This is a genomic window from Myxococcus sp. AB025B, assembly GCF_006518215.1.
Taxonomy (GTDB): domain Bacteria; phylum Myxococcota; class Myxococcia; order Myxococcales; family Myxococcaceae; genus Myxococcus; species Myxococcus fulvus.
Genome location: NZ_SRLW01000083.1, coordinates 19064 through 34945, shown reverse-complemented (window position 1 = coordinate 34945; position 15882 = coordinate 19064). Strand labels below are relative to the sequence as shown.

18 protein-coding genes are annotated in these 15882 nt (G+C 70.2%); 8 read left to right on the top strand and 10 right to left on the bottom strand.

Features of this window, described 5'->3' with window-relative positions; all coding sequences use genetic code 11:
* Nucleotides 1-59: 59 nt before the first annotated feature.
* From FL311_RS16185 to FL311_RS16170, 4 genes are all read right to left on the bottom strand, one after another.
* A complete protein-coding gene (locus tag FL311_RS16185; RefSeq protein ID WP_141326040.1) occupies nucleotides 60-800 on the bottom strand; it encodes a CpsD/CapB family tyrosine-protein kinase in 741 nt (246 codons plus the stop codon).
* A gap of 27 nt (nucleotides 801-827) precedes the next feature.
* On the bottom strand, nucleotides 828-2237 hold the full coding sequence (locus tag FL311_RS16180; protein ID WP_141326039.1) for a Wzz/FepE/Etk N-terminal domain-containing protein: 1410 nt from the start codon (nucleotides 2235-2237) through the stop codon (nucleotides 828-830).
* A 33-nt stretch (nucleotides 2238-2270) separates the two neighbouring features.
* The gene (locus FL311_RS16175; protein ID WP_194869224.1) at nucleotides 2271-3425 is read right to left on the bottom strand and encodes a hypothetical protein; all 1155 of its coding nucleotides are present in this window, start codon (nucleotides 3423-3425) and stop codon (nucleotides 2271-2273) included.
* 71 nt (nucleotides 3426-3496) lie between these two features.
* On the bottom strand, nucleotides 3497-4069 hold the full coding sequence (locus tag FL311_RS16170; protein ID WP_141326037.1) for a polysaccharide biosynthesis/export family protein: 573 nt from the start codon (nucleotides 4067-4069) through the stop codon (nucleotides 3497-3499).
* A gap of 377 nt (nucleotides 4070-4446) precedes the next feature.
* Between FL311_RS16170 and FL311_RS16165 the strand changes: the two genes are divergently transcribed.
* Nucleotides 4447-4644: a hypothetical protein gene (locus FL311_RS16165; protein ID WP_046714359.1), complete on the top strand. Its 198-nt coding sequence runs from the start codon at nucleotides 4447-4449 to the stop codon at nucleotides 4642-4644.
* A 112-nt stretch (nucleotides 4645-4756) separates the two neighbouring features.
* Here the strand turns inward: FL311_RS16165 and FL311_RS16160 are convergent, their stop codons facing one another.
* Nucleotides 4757-5551, bottom strand: a complete 795-nt coding sequence (locus tag FL311_RS16160; RefSeq protein WP_141326036.1) for an SDR family NAD(P)-dependent oxidoreductase — start codon at nucleotides 5549-5551, stop codon at nucleotides 4757-4759.
* Nucleotides 5552-5771: 220 nt separating this feature from the next.
* Between FL311_RS16160 and FL311_RS16155 the strand changes: the two genes are divergently transcribed.
* The 4 genes from FL311_RS16155 to FL311_RS16140 all read left to right on the top strand — a co-directional run bounded on the left by FL311_RS16155 (nucleotide 5772) and on the right by FL311_RS16140 (nucleotide 8845).
* On the top strand, nucleotides 5772-6260 hold the full coding sequence (locus FL311_RS16155) for a MarR family winged helix-turn-helix transcriptional regulator (protein ID WP_141326035.1): 489 nt from the start codon (nucleotides 5772-5774) through the stop codon (nucleotides 6258-6260).
* Between the two features lie 185 nt (nucleotides 6261-6445).
* Entirely contained in the window at nucleotides 6446-7786 is a 1341-nt protein-coding gene (locus FL311_RS16150) for a POTRA domain-containing protein (protein ID WP_141326034.1), read from the top strand.
* A gap of 29 nt (nucleotides 7787-7815) precedes the next feature.
* The gene (locus FL311_RS16145) at nucleotides 7816-8370 is read left to right on the top strand and encodes a TetR/AcrR family transcriptional regulator (RefSeq protein ID WP_141326033.1); all 555 of its coding nucleotides are present in this window, start codon (nucleotides 7816-7818) and stop codon (nucleotides 8368-8370) included.
* Between the two features lie 46 nt (nucleotides 8371-8416).
* Nucleotides 8417-8845, top strand: a complete 429-nt coding sequence (locus FL311_RS16140; RefSeq protein WP_141326032.1) for an EVE domain-containing protein — start codon at nucleotides 8417-8419, stop codon at nucleotides 8843-8845.
* On the opposite strand, the gene FL311_RS16135 is transcribed toward FL311_RS16140, so the two are convergent.
* From FL311_RS16135 to FL311_RS16120, 4 genes are all read right to left on the bottom strand, one after another.
* Entirely contained in the window at nucleotides 8808-10289 is a 1482-nt protein-coding gene (locus FL311_RS16135) for an amino acid permease (RefSeq protein WP_141326031.1), read from the bottom strand. The two genes, FL311_RS16140 and FL311_RS16135, sit on opposite strands and share 38 nt — an antisense overlap.
* Before the next feature lie 75 nt (nucleotides 10290-10364).
* Nucleotides 10365-10946 (bottom strand): periplasmic heavy metal sensor, encoded by a 582-nt coding sequence (locus tag FL311_RS16130; RefSeq protein WP_141326030.1) that lies wholly within the window; start codon nucleotides 10944-10946, stop codon nucleotides 10365-10367.
* Nucleotides 10943-11542: a hypothetical protein gene (locus FL311_RS16125; protein WP_141326029.1), complete on the bottom strand. Its 600-nt coding sequence runs from the start codon at nucleotides 11540-11542 to the stop codon at nucleotides 10943-10945. Before FL311_RS16125 ends, FL311_RS16130 begins: the two co-directional genes overlap by 4 nt.
* Nucleotides 11539-12093 carry an RNA polymerase sigma factor gene (locus FL311_RS16120; RefSeq protein WP_141326028.1) on the bottom strand — a complete coding sequence of 185 codons (555 nt, stop codon included), beginning with the start codon at nucleotides 12091-12093 and terminating at the stop codon, nucleotides 11539-11541. The genes FL311_RS16125 and FL311_RS16120 overlap by 4 nt, the downstream gene beginning before the upstream one ends.
* Nucleotides 12094-12165: 72 nt before the next feature.
* On the opposite strand from FL311_RS16120, the gene FL311_RS16115 reads away from it, so the two are divergent.
* The 3 genes from FL311_RS16115 to pheA are packed head-to-tail and all read left to right on the top strand — an operon-like array spanning nucleotide 12166 to nucleotide 14586.
* Complete coding sequence (locus tag FL311_RS16115) at nucleotides 12166-12627, top strand: GNAT family N-acetyltransferase (protein ID WP_141326027.1); 462 nt, start codon at nucleotides 12166-12168, stop codon at nucleotides 12625-12627.
* Entirely contained in the window at nucleotides 12624-13763 is a 1140-nt protein-coding gene (locus FL311_RS16110) for a bifunctional chorismate mutase/prephenate dehydratase (RefSeq protein ID WP_141326026.1), read from the top strand. Before FL311_RS16115 ends, FL311_RS16110 begins: the two co-directional genes overlap by 4 nt.
* Complete coding sequence (gene pheA, locus FL311_RS16105) at nucleotides 13756-14586, top strand: prephenate dehydratase (protein WP_141326025.1); 831 nt, start codon at nucleotides 13756-13758, stop codon at nucleotides 14584-14586. Before FL311_RS16110 ends, pheA begins: the two co-directional genes overlap by 8 nt.
* A 67-nt stretch (nucleotides 14587-14653) precedes the next feature.
* On the opposite strand, the gene FL311_RS16100 is transcribed toward pheA, so the two are convergent.
* Nucleotides 14654-15763: a 3-deoxy-7-phosphoheptulonate synthase gene (locus FL311_RS16100; RefSeq protein ID WP_141326024.1), complete on the bottom strand. Its 1110-nt coding sequence runs from the start codon at nucleotides 15761-15763 to the stop codon at nucleotides 14654-14656.
* Nucleotides 15764-15882: the final 119 nt, after the last annotated feature.

The following is a 15882-nucleotide window of genomic DNA, read 5'->3' as shown; positions in this document are numbered from 1 at the left end:
ACAAAGCCCTCCGCCCCTGCCCCGTCACCGGGAGCCGGGGCGGAGGGTCTTCCGCCTCTCTACTTCTGCTTCTCGTAGTTCTTCAGATACGGCGTCGCGTGCACCTCCGCGCCGTTGAGGACGCAGCCCAGGATGGGCGCGCCGGCCAGCTGCTCCACCGCCTGGTGCACCGTCTTGCCCGGCGTCACGTTGGCGCGGATGACCATCAGCACGCCGTCCACCTGGTGGCCCAAAATCGCCGCGTCGGCGAAGGGCAGCGTGGGCGGCAGGTCGATGTACACCTCGTCGAAGCCCTCACGCACCGCCTTGAGGAACTGCTTCATGCGGGGGCTGGCCAGCACCTGCGACGGCTCCTCCGGCGTGGCGCCGGCGGGGATGAGCGCCAGGCGCGTGGAGTTGAAGCGGCGCACCACGTCGCGCACCTCCACCTCGCCCGTGAGCAGCTCCGCCAGGCCCGTCTTGTTGCGCACCCCCAGCGTGTTCGCCACCCCGCCGCGTCGGAGGTCCGCGTCCACCAGGAGGATGCGCCGGTCCGGGTTCGCCCGGGCGGCCGCCATCGCCAGGTTGACGCTCGTCACCGTCTTGCCCTCGCCCGGCATCGCCGAGGTGAGCGCCACGACCTTCATCGGCCGCAGCTCCCGCATCCGCTCCAACCGGTAGTACAGGCTGCGGTACTGCTCCGCCGCCGCCGAGGCCGGCGCCGTCAGCGTCACCACCCGCCGGTCCACCGCGTTCGGATTCGCCGCGTTGTCATCCACCCGGGGGAGGAAGTTTCCCGCCCGCTCCATCGTCTGATCCATGTCCGTCTTCCGTCCTTTCCGTGGGTGTCAGTTCAACGAGGTGGGGTTCGACACGTTGTTGCGCGACCCCGACGAAGGCATCAGCACCCGCCGCTCCGTCTTGCCTTGCATGTCCGGCACCACCGCCAGCACCGGCAGGGTCAGGCGCTGGCGCACCTCCGTCCCGTCGCGCAGGCTGTCATCCCGCATCTCCAGCACCGCTCCGGCCAGCACGCCCAGGCCCAGCGCCACCAGCAGCACCATCACCATCCCCGCGAACTTGTCCGGCCGGGCGGGCGTCACCGGCACCCCCGCAGGGGAGATGACGTTGAACAGGCTCTTGGCGCTCTTGGCCTCCAGCTCCTGGGCGATCTCCGCCTCCACCTTGCGGCTCACCACGCTCTGGTACTTGGTGCGCGCGATTTCGTAGTCGCGGTTCATCACCGCCAGCTCGTGCGCCCACTTCGGGGTGTTGTTCAACCGCGCCTGGTAGGCCTCCGCCTTGCCCTGCAGGTCGACAATCTCCTTCTGGATGTTGCCGATGAGGCTGGCCACCCGGGTGCGCTCGGCGCGCTCGGCCCACAGCCGGCCCTCGGCCTCCTTGCGGCGCTCCGTCATGCTGGCCAGCTCCGACGACATGCGCTTGATCTCAGGGTGGTCCTCCGTCCACGTGGTGCGAGCGTTGACCAGGGCCCGCGTCAGCCCGCTCTCCGCCGCCTCCAGCCGCCCCGCCTCGCTGTCCACCGCGTTGCGAGCCCGCGCCAGGTCCGAGCGACGCGCCTCCGCCACGCGCAGCTCCTCCGACTTGGTCTGCAGCTCGTGCGACACCCGCTCGAGCCCGCGCATGTTCATCTCCATCTGCTCGGGCAGCTCGCCCAGGTGGGCGACCTTGAACTGGGCAATCTTGTGCTCCCAGTTGGACACCGCCTTGCCCATCTGCACCATCTCCTCGTTGAAGAGGTCCGTGGCGCGCGCCGCCTGCGCCTGGCGCAGCTTCAGGGTCTCCTCGGAGAAGAGGGTGGGCAGCCGGTTGGCCACCTGCGACGCCACCTGCGGGTCGCGGTTCGCATAGGTGAGCTCGAACGCCGTCTCACCCTCCACGCGGACCGTCAAATCCTTGCGCATCTGCGCGACGGCCGCCTCCATGCCCTTCTCGGACACGATGTCCGGGTAGAGGTTCATCTCCTCGATGGCCTTCTGGAGCACGGGCCGTGCCAGCAGCTCCTGTCGAACGGTGAGCAACCGCTGCTCGATGAGCTCGCTCACCGTGCGCTGCACCATCTCCTCACCGGGCCGCTGCGGCTCCACGCGGACCACCACCGACGCCTCGTACATGCTCGGCCGGGTCAACACGATGGCCGCGCCCACCGCGAAGACCACTGCCGCGATGGCTCCCACCAACGCCTTGCGGCGCCACAGTGAGGCCAGCAGCTGGTCCGCCGTCATCCCACGCTCCATGACTCGCTCCTCCTCCAACCCACTCACGTGTTGTCACCACGCCGTCACGATGAGACGGACCGCGAATACGTTGCGCGTCAGGTCGCCCGCCACGCCCGCCGAGTCCGCCACGCCCACCTGGGCAATCCGATCCACCGCCCCCTGAGCCGCCACCTGGCGGCTGAAGCGGTACTCCACTCCGCCTCCAACTGCGTACCCCTGCGACACCAGGGGGGTGCTGCTGAACGTCGACCAGTCCCGCCCGGGCGCCTGCCCGTTGCGGAAGAAGCTGGCCGCGCCGAACGCCGACAGCTGGTGGTTGAACCTGCGCGCCAGCGACACCGTCGCGTAGTCCGCCCACAGGGCGTTCGCGAAGCCGCTCGCGCCCACCAGGTCATGCCCCACCGCGACTCCCAGGTCGAACAGCTCGCCCTCGCGCGCCAGCTCCAGGTTGACGCGAGGCACCCAGCCGCCCTCCTGCCCCGTCGGCGCCAGGTAGCGCACCGGGCCCGCCCGGGCGATGAACGTCGTCGGGCGGGTCAGCCGGTAGCGCAGCGTCCCCGCCACGCCGTGCGACTGGGACAATTCATTGTCATACAGGAAGCCCTGGTACCGGTACTCCATGCCCAGGGTGAGCCGGCGCGTGGTGCGATACATCAGCTCCAGCGACGGCGTATGCGCATAGCCCGCCTTCTGGCCATCCTCGAGGATGCGCACCGCCTCCAGCCCGTAGCCCACGCGCACGTCCATGCGGTCCGTGGCGCGGCCCGTCAGGCCCACGCGGGCCTGGGTGTAGAACGTGGGCGACGTGGAGCGCGCCAGGCCGTCACGCGGCAGGGACATGGGGTCCGTGACGCGGAAGACGCGCACGTTGGAGTCCACCCGCAGCCTGCGAGACAGCAGGTGGCGCAGCTCCAGCCCACCCCGGTGGTCCAGCGTCACCTTGCCCGAGCCATGCCGCATCAGCACGTCCGCGGCATAGAAGCTGTTGAGGTCCAGCCGCCCGTCGCGCCCCTGCACACCCACGCGCGGCGACAGCTTCGTCATCAACTGGCCGCCCGTCGCATCCGGGCCGCCCAGGCGCAGGTCGTCGTCGTAGCGCTCCTCGGCGGAGATGCGCAGCCGAGGCTCCCACACGGTCGCCGCGGATGCCGCCGGCGCGGTGAGCATCAGGCCTGTCAGCAACCACTTCTTCCAGTCGCCCTTCACCGTCGTCCTCCCTCGCCTACGCCACCCTCGACCCATGGACCCACCGCCACCCGACTGCCCTCGACACCCCTTCACGGCACGACGATGGTGTCGCCGGGACGCAGGATGACGTCCTGACCACCGTCCGGAGAGATGAGGTCGCTGTAGCGCACCGGAATCTGCCCGCCGTTGCCGTCGCTGCGGATGACCACGATGCCGTCCGAGTTGGCGAAGTCCGTGAAGCCACCCGCCAGGGCAATGGCCTGGATGAGCGACACGCGGCCGCGCAGCGGATAGGCGCCCGGGTGCGTGACTTCGCCGGTGACGAACACGCGGCTGCTGTTGACCTCGCGGACGATGACCGTCACGCGGGGCTCCTGCACATACGACTGGAAGCTCTGCTTCAGGGACTCGGCCAGCTCCGTGGGCGTCTTGCCCGCCGCCTGCACCTCGCCCACCATCGGCATGGAGATGAAGCCATCCGGACGGACGGGAATGGTGCGGCTCAGCTCCGCGTCCCGCCACACCGCGATGTCCAGCACGTCCTCACGGCCGATGCGGTAGGGCTGCTCGGAGTTGTCCACCTTCACCGCCGGCTGGTGCGCGCACCCGCCCAGCAGCATCACCCCCAACACCGTCCAGAACCCCGCGCTCGTCTTGCCCATCGTCTTCTCCCTCGTCTCGCTGCGGATGTCGTCCGAGGTCCCGCACCTCGCGGTGACCGTCGCTCTCGGCGCGGTTGCCATAGCAGCGGGTGTGCCACTGAGCCCTGTGAGGGAAAGCCCATGGATCGCCGTGGGTTACGAAACTGCCCACGTTGTGGCGTCGCGCGGGTCGGGAAGAATTACTGGCATCCGACAGGGTAGGAGTCTGGTCCTTTCGACAGTCCGGGCCCTGTTGATGGAAGACGATTTCCCACCGCGGGGCATGTGGGTTCTCAATCCGCACGGTGGGTGCTCGGCACGCGGTTTGAAGTCTGTTGAGCGGGAGGAGTTTTGTTTCCACAACGGGCCAGTGGGCCCAGCAGACAGGGAGCCAGCGGATGAGGAAGGCAGCGGGGGCGGTGGCGGCGGCGTTCGCGATGGGAACCGGTGTGATGGCGTGGATGGGCGTGGCCTTCATGGCGCAGACGGAGGCCGCGGCGCTGGGTGTCGTGGGCCTGGCCCTGTACGCGAGCAGCGCGCTGTTGAGCGGCAAGCCTGGTGAGGAGACGGCGCGCGGCATGGCCAACCAGGCCTGACACCCGACGCCGTGACAGTAAAAAGGCCCGGTGTCCCCTGGGACGCCGGGCCTTCTTCTTTTCAGCCTCGCCCCAGACTCGGGGGTGGCTGGATGTCGTCCACGCGACGACCTCAGGGGATGGCGCGCACCACGCCGCCGTCCACGCGCAGCGCGGCGCCGTTGATGGCGGAGGCCTTGGGGCTGCACACGAAGGCCACCAGGGCGGCGACCTCGTCCGTGGTGGCGAAGCGCTGGAGCAGCGACGAGGGCCTGGCGCTCTTGAAGAACCCCTTCTCCACCGTGGCCACGTCCACGCCCTGCTGACGCGACAGCTCGCCCAGGAACACCTCCACGCCTTCGGAGCGCGTGGGGCCCGGGAGGATGGAGTTGGCGGTGATGTTCGTGCCGCCCAGGCCCTCGGCGATGCCGCGCGCGAGGGCGATCTGCGCCGTCTTCGTCACCCCGTAGTGGATCATCTCCACCGGAATCTGCACGCCGGACTCGCTGGAGATGAAGACGACGCGGCCCCAGTCCTTCTGGCGCATGCCCTTGAGGTAGTGGCGGCTCAGGCGCACGCCGCTCATCACGTTGACGTCGAAGGTGCGCAGCCACTCCTCGTCGGAGATGTCTTCAAAGGGCTTGGGCTCGAAGATGCCCAGGTTGTTGACCAGGATGTCCACGTGGGGCACCTGCTGGAGGAAGCGGCCGGCGCCCTCGGCGGTGCCCAGGTCCACCGCGACGCCGCGCAGGCGCGCCTCCGGCTGCTTGCGGCGCACCTCGGCGATGGCCGCGTCCACGCGCGCCTGGGTGCGGCCGTTGACGATGACCTCCGCTCCCTCGCGCGCGAGCGCCTCCACGATTGCCAGGCCGATGCCCGCCGTGGAGCCGGTCACCAACGCCACCTTGTCCTTCAAGTCCAGGTCCATTCGTTCCCTCGTGAAAATGCGCGGCCACAGGTAACGCGCGCGGTGGGACCCCGCCAGCCCGCTTCACGCCCCGCCACGCCAGGAAGGCCCCATCCCGACGCATCGCGGATATTCCACATTGCGGAATATCGGCAACGTGGTGTATCTCTCCGGGGCATGACGCGTGCCGCGCCCGGGGCAGTCCCTCAGGGGAGCGTCTGGCGGGAGTGGGTGCGATTCCATGCGGAAGAAGGCGACGAAGGCGGCCGTCGACAGCTCGCGGGGGCTGCGCGAGCAGGGCGCGCGGTTCTTCGGGAAGCTGCTGGACTTCAATCGGGACCGCTCCGTGCTGCGCGACCCCGTCAAGCAGTTCTGCGACGCGCACGAGCTGAGCTCTCCCCAGAGCCACGTCATCATCTGGCTGGGTCACGAAGGGCCCTTGAACACGGGCGCCCTGTCGCGCCTGGCGGACATCCACGACAAGAGCATCACCGGGGTGGTGGACCGGCTCGAGGCCCGCGGGCTCGTCGAGCGCACCCGCCACCCCTCGGACCGCCGCAGCGTGGTCAACGCCCTCACCCCGGAAGGCCGGTCCATCTACGAGGGCATCCGCGAGCGCATCGAGACGGCGCTCACGGGCTTCTTCGCCACGCTGCCCCCGGAGGAGCTGGAGACGCTCTTCCGCCTCATGGACCGCCTGCACGACACCGTGCGCGTCCCTCACGACTGACCCCGGAGCCGGGCCATGACAAACACCCCCGGCGCCCCTCTCCTCTTCTCCGACCCCAGGTGGAGGCTCGGACGACCTCCACCCGCCCGCCTGGCTCTCACCCTGAAGCCGCTCCACCGTCCGCCCTCGCCCGCTCGCGCGCGGGCCCGCGCCTCGCGCCTCGACGCGGCCAGGAGACCCCGCGCATGAAGCCCTTCTCCTCCTGCGTGTGCACGTATCCACCGGCGTGGCTGGTGCTCGCGCTGAACACCGCGCTGATGCCCTCGGACGCGCGCGCCCAGGAGCCGCCCCCGGACGCGCCCACCCCGGAGCTGTCCCGCGCCGTCCCCGTGCCCGAGGCACCGCCCGAACCCGAGCCGGAGCTGACCGGGCGCATCGAGCGCATCGACATCGAGGGCAACGAGCGCACCCAAGAGGTCGTCATCCTGCGCGCGCTGCGCATCCAGGCCGGAGAGCTGCTCACCGCCGGCGCGACGGAGGAGCTGAAGCGACGGCTGCTCAACCTGAAGCTCTTCGAGCACGTCGAGGTGCGCACGCGTCACGAGGGCGACGGCGTGGCACTGCGAATCAAGGTGGAGGAGCGCTGGACGCTGCTGCCCATCCCCATGTTCACCTCCAGCAATGGCCAGTGGCAGGCGGGGCTGTTCCTGTTGGAGAGCAACGTCTTCGGCCTGCACAAGCTCTTCGTGCTCGGGGCGATGGCGGGCAACCGCGGCGGCAATGTCTTCTCCCTGTACAAGGACCCGAGCATCCGCGGCAGCCGGTGGACGGGCACCCTCTTCGGGCAGTACGCCAAGCTGGACCGCGAGCGTCGCGTGCGAGACATCGTCGTCGACGAGTACACGGACCGACGGCTGGACGTGTCCGGCGTGCTCGGCCACCAGCTCACGCCCGAGCTCAACGTGGGCGCGGGACTGTTCGGTATCTTCAACCGGCCGCTCCGCGCGAACGAGGATGAGCCCGCTCCTGAACGGAGCCACGCGCAGGGCGTCAGCGCCGTGGCGGAGTACCTGGGGCAGGACTTCCACTTTTTCTTCAACGAAGGGCTGTTCGCGCGTCTGAACCTGCGTCAGGGGTTCGACCTGGGGAGCGGTTCCCGGGACTACCGACAGGCGACCCTCACGGCCGCCTACACCCATGCGTTGTTCGGGAACCATGCGCTCACCCTGTCGGGCACGCTCGATTACGTGGACGGAGATTCCACTTTGGACGCGGTGCTGCTGGGGCAGCGCACGGGCACGCGCGGCTTCACGCTGGCGACGCTCTGGGCGGAGCAGGCCGCCATCGCCACGCTCGAGTACCAGGTCCCCCTCTGGAGCCCCAGCCTGGCGACCTTCACCGCGCATGCCTTCATCGACGCCGGACACGTGGAGTGGAGGAATACAGTCACGCGCTACGTCGCCCCCGGCGCCGGGCTGCGCATGTACCTGCGCAGTGTCGCCGTCCCCGCCCTGGGCCTGGATGTGACGCGGGCCCCCCAGACCCGAGAGCTCGTCGTCAGCTTCGCCGCGGGCCTCTCCATGTAGCCGTCGTCCCTCAGACAGCGAGGTCCGTCTTGAGCACGCAGCAGCGCACCGCCATCCTCACCGCCGCCACACAGCACTTCGCCCAGCTCGGCTTCACCCGGGTGTCGCTCGAGGACATCGCGCGGCGCGCGGGGCTGGAGCACGGCCAGGTCTTCCGCCACTTCTCCAGCAAGGAGGCGCTGTTCATCGAGGTGGTGCGGCAGCACGGCGTGCCGGCGATGGAGGCGCTGGAGCGCGCCGTCGCCCGCGCGCCCTCCCCCGAGCAGCAGGTGCGCACCTTCGTGGAGGTCCGCCAGGAGCAGACCGAGCGCATCCTCCGGGAGCTCAACGTCTCCTTCGATGCCCTGCTCGACATCCTGCCGCTCATCGACCTGTACGTCGTGGACCTGCACGCGCGGGAGCTCGCCCTCCTGGAGTCCGTCTTCACCGAGGGCACGCGCCGGGGGGACTTCCACTTCCAGAGTCCGCGGAACGTGGCGGCCGCCATGCTCGCGAGCCTGCGGGAGGTGGAGCGGCTGACGTGGGCGGCCCAGTGCCTGACGTCCTCGGGGCCCGGGAGGCAGGCGTCGGACCTGCTGCACTGAGGAACACCGCGCGCGGCGACGCGGCCTTGCTCTATGGTGCGCCGCCATGTCGAAGACCCAGTACTGGCTCATCAAGAGCGAGCCGTCGGTATACCCGTACGCGCAGCTCGAGAAGGACAAGCAGACGGAGTGGACGGGCATCCGCAGCTTCGAGGCCCGCAACAACCTGCGGGCGATGAAGCCCGGGGACCTGTGCCTCTACTACCACTCCAACGAGGGCAAGGCCGTGGTGGGCGTGGCCCGGGTGCTCACGCTGGCGACGGAGGACTCCACCGCCCCGGGTGAGGACTGGGCCTCCGTGAAGGTGGCCGCCGTCGTCCCCGTCAAGGCGCCCGTGGAACTGGCCACCGTCAAGGCCACCGCCGCGCTGAAGGACTTCCCGCTCATCACCCGCAGCCGGCTCAGCGTGGCCCCCGTCACCGCCGAGCACTTCAAGCTCATCCTGAAGATGGGGAAGACGGCGCTGCCGAAGTAGCCGCGGCCTCCGGGGGCCGCAGCAGCGTCACCTTCGGCCCCGTGAAGCTGTGCCGCTGCACCAGCGCCCAGTACAGGCCCAACAGCCCCAGCGCGCCGGCGAACGTGTAGCCGGCGAGCTGGTTGGGCGGCAGCACGAACAGCACCATCACCACCCCGCACCACGCCAGCGCCACCGCGTTGACCCACGACGACGCGCGCCCCAGGTCCCACGGCCCTCGGTGCGACCACGTCCCGGAGCGGCGCGCGCGCAGGCCCACCCAGACGGGCAAGGCATAGGACGCGTAGAGCGCCAGCGTGCTCAGCGCCACCATGGCCGCGTACGCCTCGCTCCACAGCGCGACCAGGCCGCTGCCCGCCACCGACACCCAGACGGCGACGGCGGGACTGCGAAAGCGCGGCGACACGCTCGCGAGCCACTTCGACGCGGGCAGGCCGTTGTCGCGCGCGAAGGCGAACAGCATGCGCGAGTTGGACGTCACCGAGGACAGTCCACAGAACCACATGGCGCCGATGGCCACCCACACCAGCGCGCCACCCAGCGAGGGGCCCAGGCCCTGCGTGAGCACATGGAGGAACGGGTTGGCGGCGGCGGCCGTGGTGGGCAGATCCTGGATGGACAGCGTCACCGCGCCCAGCAGGAGGTATCCCGCGACGGCGCTGACGGCCACGGACAGGAAGATGCCCCAGGGAGCATTGCGCGTGGGGTCCTTCGTCTCCTCGGAGACATGCGCGCTGGCGTCATAGCCGGTGAAGGTCCACTGCGCCTGGAGCAGGCCGATGAGGAAGCCATAGGCATACAGCGGCGTCTCCGAGCTGAAGCGCGTCATCAGGAAGGCCGCGTCCTGCTTGGGCGCGAACAGCGCGAGCGCGCCGATGAGCACCACCACCCCGCCCACGTGGTACCAGGCGGAGAAGTCGTTGAGCCACGCGACGACGCGCACGCCCACGTGGTTGAGCACCGCGTGGGACAGCAGGATGCCCGCGTACAGCGGCAGCACGGACATGCGCTCGCGGGGCCAGCCGAGCATGTCCGCGAGGAACTCCGCGAGCCCGTAGTCGATGCCCGCCGTAATCGCGAACTGGCCCAGGGTGTTCAGCCACGCGGTGAAGAAGCCCACGCGGGGACCGCCGAGCATGGCGGCCCAGTGGTACAGCGCGCCCGCGGTGGGGAACGACGACGCGAGCTGCGCCAGGCTCGCCGCCACCGTGAGCGTCATCACCGCCACCAGCGGCCAGCCCACGCCCATCACCATCGGCCCGCCGAAGCGCAGCCCATGGCCATACAGCGTCACGGCGCCGGTGAGGATGGAGATGATGGAGAAGGAGACGGCGAAGTTGGAGAAGCCACCCATGCCGCGCAACAGCTCCTGCGCGTACCCCAGCCGCTGGAGCTGGGCGGCATCCTCCTCGAGCTGACGCTCCGAATCCGGAAGGTGGGCCATGCCTCCCAGGATACGCGGGCCCCCTCGTCCTTCCCTGGAGGGGTCCACCGAAAGAGCCCGCGTCTGTCCGGAACGCTACGGCTTGCGCGGGCCAGGGCCGCCGGGGCCGGGGCCGTCCTCGCCCGGGAAGCCCTTGCGGAGTTCGATGCGCTTCTGGATGCGCACCGTGCCCATCTCCGCCTCCACCTTGCGCCACAGCTCGGGCCCCAACAGTCGCTTGATGCGGACCATCAACGACAGGCGGTTCTTGCGCACCGCCGTCTCCGCGCGGCCCACCTCCTCCACCTGCTTGAGCACCGCGTTCTCATCGGTGGAGTCCGCGCGCAGCTGGCGCTCGAGCTGGAGCTGCGCGCGCTTGAGGTCCGCCTCCAGCGGGATGACGGCCTCGTTCGCGTCGAACGTCAGGTCTTGAATCTGCTTCGCCACGTCCCGGGGGATGCCCAGCTTCTCCACCACCTGCGGCGGGATGCCGTGCGCGGCGGGAGGCAGCGGGCCCAGCGGGAGCGTGCTGTCCGCGGGCCCCATGACGTGCAGCGTTCCCGGGCCGGCGCGGTGGACGACGATGTTCTCGGGCTCGGACTGGGCCTGTGCGGGCGAGGATGCGAGCAGCGGGCTCAACGCCGCCGCGGCCAACAACATGGACGTGCGAAGCTTCATGGCATCGACTCCTGGTCACTGATGGGTTGAATCGCCGTTCGGAACGGCGGTGCTTCCAGCGCGCGGGAATCCGGGGGGCGCAGCCACGCGGCCATCGCCCCGAAAGGTCGGTAGAGGTCATCGCGGTACACGGCGTCGCGCCGCGTGTAGCCACGGACCTCGGTGAAGAGGTCGGACAGCGAGGTGCGGCCCCATTGCGCCAGGGCCTCCGGCTCCGGCTCGGCCTCCGTGTCCGCGCGGCGCAGCTCCAGCTCGGACCGGGGCGCGGTGTCGTCGACCTGGACGTAGGTGTCTTCCGACACGCGGGGCCCCGGTGACTCGGGCCGCGACAGCCACGTCAGGCCGAGCAGACAGAACGACGCCACCACGCCCGCGGCGACACGGCGGCGCACCTTGCGGCGGCGCACCTCGCCGAGCACGGCCTCGCGAGTCACCGGCGTCAGGGGCGGCGTCACGGGCAGGCGCAGCCGCGACGCCGAGGCATGCACGGCCGCGAGCGTCCGGCATTCCTCACAGCCCTCCAGGTGGGCGCGCGCCTCGGGAGGCCACGGGGGCGAGGACTCCAGGAGGATGGGGGCCACGTCGTGGCATCTCATGGCGTTTCTCCTTCGAGGGCCCGCTCGGCCTTGAGCTTCTTGAGCGCGCGATACAGGTGGATGCGAACGGTGCCCCGCTCGATGCCCATGGCCTCCGCGACAGCGTCCAACTCGAGTCCCTCCAGGTAGCGCAGGCTGAAGGCCGTGGCCTGCTGCGACGGGAGCGCCCGCACCGCGCGGCCCAGGGCCCGCCAGCGCTCGGCGCCGACGAAGCGCTCCTCCGGCGACAGCTCCAGGGGCGTGCCCCCGTCCAACGCCTCACGCAGCACGTTCCACACGCGTCGCCTGCGCAGGTGGCTCATCGCGCGGGACACCAGGATGCGCCGCAGCCACGCGGGCCCCGCTTGCAAGTCCTTCAAGCCGTGGCGCTTCTCGTAGGCATCAGCCAGGGTTGCCTGAACCACGTCCCTCGCCTCCTCCGCGTCCCACACCAGCCGCCGGGCCAGGCGCAGCAGCCCGGCCTGCTCCGCCTCCAGGAGCGACTCGAACCCGAGCGCGGCGGTGGCGCGCGCTGGCGTTCCAGGCTCCTCCAGGATGGCGGTACCCTTCACGGCGGAAAGACCTCCTCGACGGCTTCCACGGAATGAGGACGCACGAGGTCGGAAAACGGCATACTCGAAAGCGTGAGCTCCTCCGAAATCCGACGGATTCCCGCCGCGGAGACCCGTGGCCTGCGCCGCGCCGTGCTTCGCCCCCATCAGCCTCCCGAGGCCGTCGTCTATCCTGGAGACGACGACCCGGACACCGTGCACCTGGGCCTGTACTCGGAAGGCCGCCTGCTCGGGGTGGCCTCCATCTACCGCGAGCCTCCACCTTACGCCCTGAAGGCCATCACCGCGTGGCGCCTGCGGGGCATGGCCGTGGAGCACGGACGCCAGGGACAGGGGCTGGGCGCGGCCCTGTTGAAGGCGTGCATGGAGCACGCCGTGACGCAGAAGGGCACGCAGGTGTGGTGCAACGCGCGGTCGACCGCCTCGGGCTTCTATCGCTCGCTCGGGTTCGTCCAGCACGGAGAGCCGTTCGAGCTGCCCGGCATCGGGCCTCATCACCTGATGTCCCGCGAGCTGAGGGAGCCGGGGCGATGAGCACCTCGCCGGACCTGGACGCGCTGCGCACCGCCATCGAGAACCTGGACGAGGAGATTCTCGACGCGCTCCGCCGCCGCATGGACCTGGCGGACGACGTGGCGCGCTCCAAGCTGGCCACCGCGGCGCCGTTCCGGGACCAGCGTCGCGAGGACCTGCTGCTGCGCCGCATCCGCACGCGCGCGTCCGAGCACGGGTTGGACCCGCACGAGACCGAGCGCATCTGGCGGCTGGTCATCGACATGTCGGTGGCGCGGCAGCAGGCGCTCGTCACGCGGCTGGACACGACGCCGCTGCGCGTGGGCTATCCGGGCGTCGAGGGCTCCTACAGCCACCTGGCCGCGCGCAGGCTCTACTCGGGCCGCGCTGGCGGCGTGCTGCTGACGGGCTTCGACGATGCGCGCGAGGTGGTGGAGGCGGTGCGGCGCGGCGAGCAGGACCTGGCGCTGCTGCCCATCGAGAACACCACCGCCGGCAGCATGAACGAGACGTACGACCTGCTCGCCGAGGGCGGCGTGGTCATCACCGCGGAGCTGGTGAGCCAGGTGGACCACCGGCTGCTCGGGCTGCCGGGCGCGAAGCTGGAGGGGCTGCGCGAGGTCATCTCGCATCCGCAGGCGCTGGCGCAGTGTGAGGCATACCTGCGCGAGAAGCTGCCGTGGGTGCGGGCGGTGCCGGACTCGGACACGGGTGGCGCGGCGCAGAAGGTGCGTGAGCGCAACGACGCCACGGTGGCCGCCATCGCCAGCGAGACGGCCGCGCAGCGCTTCGGCCTGGAGGTCCTGGCGCGCGAGCTCCAGCCGGAGTTCGACTACACGCGCTTCGTGGAGGTGGGCCGCGAGCCCACGCCGCTGGCGCCGGGCGTGCCGTGCAAGACGTCGCTGCTGATGGTGCTGGAGCACAAGCCGGGCACGCTGGGAGAGATGCTCCAGCGGTTGACGCTGCGGGGTGTGAACCTGAGCAAGCTGGAGTCGCGGCCCATCCCGGGTCGGCCGTGGCAGTACCGGTTCTATGTCGACGTGGAGGGCCATGCGGCCTCCGCGCCGCTGACGGCCGCGCTGGAGGACATCCGGCCGCTGACGTCCTTCCTGCGCGTGCTGGGCACGTATGCCCGGGCCGAGGGAAGCCATGGATGAGTTGTCGCCCTCGGAGCTTCGCGTCGCGTTCCAGGGAGAGCCGGGCGCGTACGGTGAAGAGGCGCTGCGCGTGTTGTATGGACCGGACGTCGAGGCGGTCCCCTGCCCCACCTTCCGCGCCGTGTTCGAGGCGGTGGCCGAGGGCCACGTGGACAGCGGCGTGATTCCGGTGGAGAGCTCGCTGGGCGGGCCGGTGGCGGAGAACGTGGACCTGCTGCTGGAGCATGACCTGCCCATCTCCGGTGAGCTGTCCTTGCGCATCCACCACTGCCTCGTCGCGCCTCCGGGGCTCGCGATGGAGGACGTGGAGCAGGTGCTGTCACATCCCCAGGCGCTGGCGCAGTGCGCGGGCTATCTGCGGCGGCGCGGCCTCAAGCCCGTGCCCGAGGCGAACACCGCCATCGCGGCGCGAAGAATCTCGCGCGAGGCGCTCCCGCGCACGGCGGCCATCGCCAGCAGCCTGGCGGCGGAGCTGTATGGGCTGGTGGTGCTCGAGGATGGCGTGGAGGACTCATCGGACAACTACACGCGCTTCGTCACGCTGGGGCAGCAGCCCGAGCACACGTGGAAGCGGCGCAAGACGGCGCTCGCCCTGACGGTGCCCAATGAGCCTGGGGCGCTGTACCGCGTGCTGGGGGCGTTCTCCGCGCGAGGGCTGGACGTGTCCCGACTGGAGTCGCGTCCCCAGCGCCGGGCGTGGGAGTACGTCTGGTGCCTGGATGTCGAGGGGGAGCTGGAGGAAGCGCGCGTGCGCGAGGCGGTGCAGGCAGCCCAGGCGGCGTGCATCACCCTGCGCGTGCTCGGCAGCTATGGCGCGGCCTGAGTCGAGCGCCTCGCGGGTGCGGTGCGACGGCGTGGCCTGAGTCGAGCGCCACACCGCGCGGGCGGCCTCAGGCCGTCAGTCCATCGCCGTTCTTCACGGCGGACTGGTACGCCTCGCGGATGATCTGCGTGTAGCGCTGGAGCGCGCCGAGCTGCTCCATGCGCAGCGCCTGCGGGCCGTCGCACAGCGCGGCCTCGGGCTGCGGGTGGAAGTCCACCAGCACCATGGACGCGCCCGCGATGAGCCCCTGTCCAATCGCGTGGAAGATGTCCGGCAGACCGTCCGGCGGCAGGTCCGCGCGGCCGATGGCGTGCGACGGGTCCACGCACACGGGCATGCGCGTGAGCCGCCGCACCACGGGCACGTGCGCGAAGTCCACCATGTTGCGGTGCGGATCCCCCAGGTGCGTCTTCACGCCACGCAGGCAGAAGACGATCTTCGGGTTGCCCTCGCTCGCGATGTACTCGCAGGCGTTGAGGGACTCCTCCAGGGTGATGCCCATGCCGCGCTTGAAGAGCACCGGGAACACGCGCTGCTGACCGATGGACTTGAGCAGCTCGAAGTTCTGCGCGTTGCGCGTGCCCACCTGGAGCATGACGCCCGTGGCGTTGCCCGAGCGCTCCAGCGCGTCGCGAATCTCGTCGATGTGGCGAGGATGCGTCACCTCCATCGCCACGACCTTGATGCCGTGCTTCCCCGCGGACTCGAACACCCACGGCAGGCACGCCGCGCCCAGGCCCTGGAACTCGTACGGGTTGGTGCGAGGCTTGTACGCCCCCATGCGCGTGGTGCGGATGTCGTGGCGCGCGAGCGCCGCCATCATCGTCTCCACGTTCTCCTTCGTGTCCACCGCGCACAGGCCCGCGAACAACTGCACCGAGCGCTCATCGAACGTCACGCCGTTGTACTCGAAGCCCGTCGTCGTGCGCTGGCCCTTGTGCCGGCCGATGACCCGGTACTTCTGCGACACCCGCACCACCTGCCGCACGCCCGGAATCTGCTCGAAGACCTCCGTGGGCACCTGGGCCGTGGAGCCCAGCAGGTACACCTCCGTCACCGTGAACTCCGCTCCCTCGATGACGTGAGGACGCGGCGTCACCCCCTTGTACTGGGCGGCGGCTTGGAGGACGGCGGACACCACGGACTCGGGTGAGTCCGGCTCGAGCATGACGATCATCTTCGGAATCTCCAGACAGCTCTGTCTTGTAGGTCTTTGAGTGGGCGCGGACCGGGTCGCGCGACTTGTAACATCGGGGACGCGCGGATGCGTCCATGCGCGGGCTCGCGGCCCGTCCC